We start from the raw sequence: 3,568 nt of genomic DNA, 5'->3' as shown, positions 1-3,568 counted from the left end.
CCCGAATCTCCCGCACCCGCCCGCCCCATTAACCGCTGTTACATCCCCGTCGAATAACCCGGACACCCCAGCCCTAAAGTGCAAGCGTTCGACGACCGAAACCCCCTGGTCCGTATGGGGGTTACGGCCCCGATTACCAGCATTCCGTAACTGTTATGCCCGGCAACCGTTGTTGACGGCTTCCTGATCGCGCTGCCGCCGATCCACGCCGCGACCGAGTGGAACCGCCGCTTCCGTAGCAGGACTGGGGATTCTCCCGGGTCCTTCCCCAGGTCCCCTCCCGGCACCGGCGGCCTAGCGTCTGGCCTCGTGCCATCGCAGGCATCACAGGCCACCGCAGGCCATCACTAGGGCCGGTCCCCTCGGGGCCGGCCGGCGAGATGGCCATCTGGATGGCCGTCTGGGGGAAGGATTCGCATGGCCAACACCACCGACAACAAAGAACTGGTCGTCACCGGCATACCCAGCGCCAAGGTCAAAGCCATCGCCGAACGCGTCGCGCTGGAATTCCAGCTCGCCGCCGACAAGGTGGCCGCGCACCACGCGGAGCCCGGCAAGTACCCGATGCCGTCCGACGCCAAGAGCACCGAGCAGATACTCGCCCGGCGTTTCCGTACGCTGCCCGAAGCCCAGCAGAAGCAGGCCGCGGACCGGATCGCGGTGGAGCTGCGGGGCGGTGCGGCGCGTACCAAGCGGCTCGGCGACCTCGCCAAGGTCGACCTCAAGTCGTCGTCCGGTGTCGACGAGCAGGTCCGCAAGACACCGCTCCCGGCGCGGATGAAGTTCCCGGTCGAGGAACTGCAGCGGATGTCCGACGCGCTGGTCGGCCCGTTGACAGCGCAGGAGGTGGCGTCCGCGGCGGCTTTCCCGGAACTGCGCAACCTGGAGCTGCGGATCCACCGGGTCAAGTGCGTGGACGAGACGAGCGAGATCGGCAAGGACGAGATCGACCTGGGCGGCACGTCCGTGGACGAGGACGGCGACACCAAGAAGGTCTCGGCGTTCCGTGTACGCAGCTTCAGCACCGGTAGCGTGCAGACGTACTCGCCGCCGAGGCGCTTCACCCACTTCAGCCTCACCGAGCAGAGCAAGGTCACGTTCCCCAAGACGTACTTCGTCACGCTGGTCCCCGCGGAGGTCGACTGGGGCGGCCTCGCCGACTTCCTCAACGAACTCCTCGACAAGGTGAAGGCCAAGGTCGCCGCGGCACTCGCGGCCGCCATCGGAGGAGCGATCGGCTCCCCCGGCGGGCCCCTCGGGATCGCCATCGGGGTCGCGGTGGGCTTCGTGGTCGGCCTGGTCTTCGACTACCTCAAGGGCCTGTGGGGCGACGAGGTCTTCAAGCCGATCACGGTCAGCACCACCATCTCGTCGCTGACCAGCCGCTTCCCGGGCGGCCAGGACAACAGCACGGACCGCACCCTCGACTTCAAGGGTCACGGCGGTCACTACCAGCTGACTTACGACTGGCGAATGTACAACTGACCACCTGAGGACGGGGGCAGAAAGAGGGCCGTCACCCGACTGTCCCGCCGGGTGACGGCCCTCCGGCGCACCACTGGCCGGGCGGGCCGATGGTGGGCGGACTCAGAGCCGCTCGGTGAGCGAGATCAGACCCGCTCCAGGGGCCGGTGCGGGCCGCTGGGAAGCTCCGCCGCGATCGTGTCGCCGGGCCGCACCACGCCGCCCTCCTTCACGATGCTCATGATTCCGGACTTGCGCACGATGTTCCCGGCCTCATCACGGCCGACGACCTGCTTCAGCAGCCCGTCCTGGAAGTTGTCGATCTGCAGGCAGGGGTTGCGCAGGCCGGTCACCTCCAGCACCGCACCATCGCCGATACGCAGCAGCGTGCCGACCGGCAGGCCGAGCAGATCGATGCCGCGGGTGGTGATGTTCTCGCCGAGGTCACCGGGCGCCACCGCGAATCCCTCCGCACCGACCTCGGAGAAGAGCTCTTCGTGGATGAGATGAACCTGGCGCAGGTTCGGCTGAGTGGGGTCCTGCGCGACCCGCGAACGATGCTTGACCGTCACGCCGGCATGCACGTCACCCTCCACACCGAGCCCGGCCAGCAACGTGATGCTGTCCCGGTTCGGCTTGGTGAACGAGTACTCGCCGTTGCTGCTGACCGCCGTAACTATCCCGCTCATCATCCCTGGAGCCCCCATCTTCAGCGACTTAATCAGCCGCGACCCTAACTCTTACATCCCCTTACGTCGTGCCCGGGCGATCATTGAGCCATACCGGCCAACAGCCAGCGCCGTACGGGAACTTCGAGCAGTACGCGGTCCACGCCCGGTGTGTACGGGGCGGAGACGTCCCATCCTCCGTACTTCACCGTGAAGGCATCCGTGATCTCCGCGGCGAACGATCCTCGGTGCAGCACCGCCTCTCCCTCGGCGACGACGGGAAGCCGGCCGTCCTCCAACGCCAGGGAGACCCGCGAGAACTTCTCGATATTGCGGACCTTGACCGAACTCACGTCCGTGCCGATCCACCAACTGCCCCGCAGGAAGACGAACCAGACCGGCGTCACATGGGGAGACCCGTCCGGCCGCACGGTACACAGCCAGACGTTCTTCTCCAGGGCCAGTCGGTCGCGAACAGCCACAGGCAGAGACTCGGAATCACTCATCCACCCATCTCACCCGCACGCCCGCGAGAACGCCTCGGTCCGACGGCCCAGACCACCTCGGGCATGCGTCCTACTCCCACGCCGCGAGCGCGGCAGTGGCAGGGAAATGTGTCGCCCTCGGGGTGCAGCGGACCGTACCGTCACCTCCATGAAGCTGCTCTCCGTCAATGTCGGCAGGCCCCGCCCCAACCCATGGAAGGGCCTCAGCGCGACAGGCATCGACAAGCGGCCCGTCGACGGCCCGGTCGCCGTCATCGCCCCCGGCCCCAAGGGCACCGGCGCGGTCGGTCTCGTCGGCGACCGGGTCTACGACGTGAAGCACCACGGCGGCTCCGACCAGGCCGTCTACGCGTATGCCCGCGAGGATCTCGACGGATGGGAGACCGAGTTGGGCAGGCCGCTTGCCAACGGTGTCTTCGGGGAGAACCTCACGACCATCGGCCTCGACGTCAACGGAGCCCTGATCGGCGAGCGCTGGCGCATCGGGCCGGACGTCGTCCTGGAGGTGTCGTGCGCGCGGATCCCGTGCGCGACGTTCCAGGGCTGGCTGGAGCGTGACGGGTGGATCAAGCGGTTCGCGCAGGCCGCGCTGCCGGGCGCGTATCTGCGCGTGATCGAGCCGGGGGACATCCGCGCTGCCGATGCGGTCGAGATCGTGCACCGCCCTGACCACGACGTGACCGTCGCGCTCGTCTTCCGTGCGATGACACGTGAACCGGAACTGCTGTCACGGCTGCTGGTCGCCGACGCGTTGCCAGAGGAGAGCAAGGATCTGGTCCGCAGGCGTACGACCGCATAGGTGACCGATTTCAGGGGGATCGTCGGCTGCCCCGGGCGGCTGCGTGCTTCCGGCCTGGGCTCCCAGCACTGACGCCGACAGCGGCGGAGACAATGGGCAGACGACGGGTCGAGGGCTGGGGGCTTGGGGGC

At 67.7% G+C, this 3,568-nt stretch carries 4 protein-coding genes; 2 read left to right on the top strand and 2 right to left on the bottom strand.

The features are described 5' to 3' along the window. The first annotated feature begins 417 nt into the window (after nucleotides 1-417). Entirely contained in the window at nucleotides 418-1,485 is a 1,068-nt protein-coding gene (locus G6048_RS47325; protein ID WP_165345791.1) for a hypothetical protein, read from the top strand. A gap of 125 nt (nucleotides 1,486-1,610) precedes the next feature. Here the strand turns inward: G6048_RS47325 and G6048_RS47320 are convergent, their stop codons facing one another. Both G6048_RS47320 and G6048_RS47315 read right to left on the bottom strand, forming a co-directional pair. Next, the gene (locus G6048_RS47320; protein ID WP_165345790.1) at nucleotides 1,611-2,153 is read right to left on the bottom strand and encodes an MOSC domain-containing protein; all 543 of its coding nucleotides are present in this window, start codon (nucleotides 2,151-2,153) and stop codon (nucleotides 1,611-1,613) included. A gap of 80 nt (nucleotides 2,154-2,233) precedes the next feature. Then, complete coding sequence (locus G6048_RS47315) at nucleotides 2,234-2,614, bottom strand: pyridoxamine 5'-phosphate oxidase family protein (protein WP_328829084.1); 381 nt, start codon at nucleotides 2,612-2,614, stop codon at nucleotides 2,234-2,236. A 172-nt stretch (nucleotides 2,615-2,786) separates the two neighbouring features. Here G6048_RS47315 and G6048_RS47310 point away from each other — a divergent pair, with 172 nt between their 5' ends. Continuing rightward, on the top strand, nucleotides 2,787-3,437 hold the full coding sequence (locus G6048_RS47310) for an MOSC domain-containing protein (RefSeq protein WP_165345788.1): 651 nt from the start codon (nucleotides 2,787-2,789) through the stop codon (nucleotides 3,435-3,437). Nucleotides 3,438-3,568 lie beyond the last annotated feature (131 nt).

The sequence above is a fragment of the Streptomyces ureilyticus genome (assembly GCF_011045025.1).
Taxonomy (GTDB): Bacteria; Actinomycetota; Actinomycetes; order Streptomycetales; family Streptomycetaceae; genus Streptomyces; species Streptomyces ureilyticus.
The sequence above is the reverse complement of the archived record's forward strand: the minus strand, read 5'-3'. Positions and strand labels throughout refer to the sequence as shown.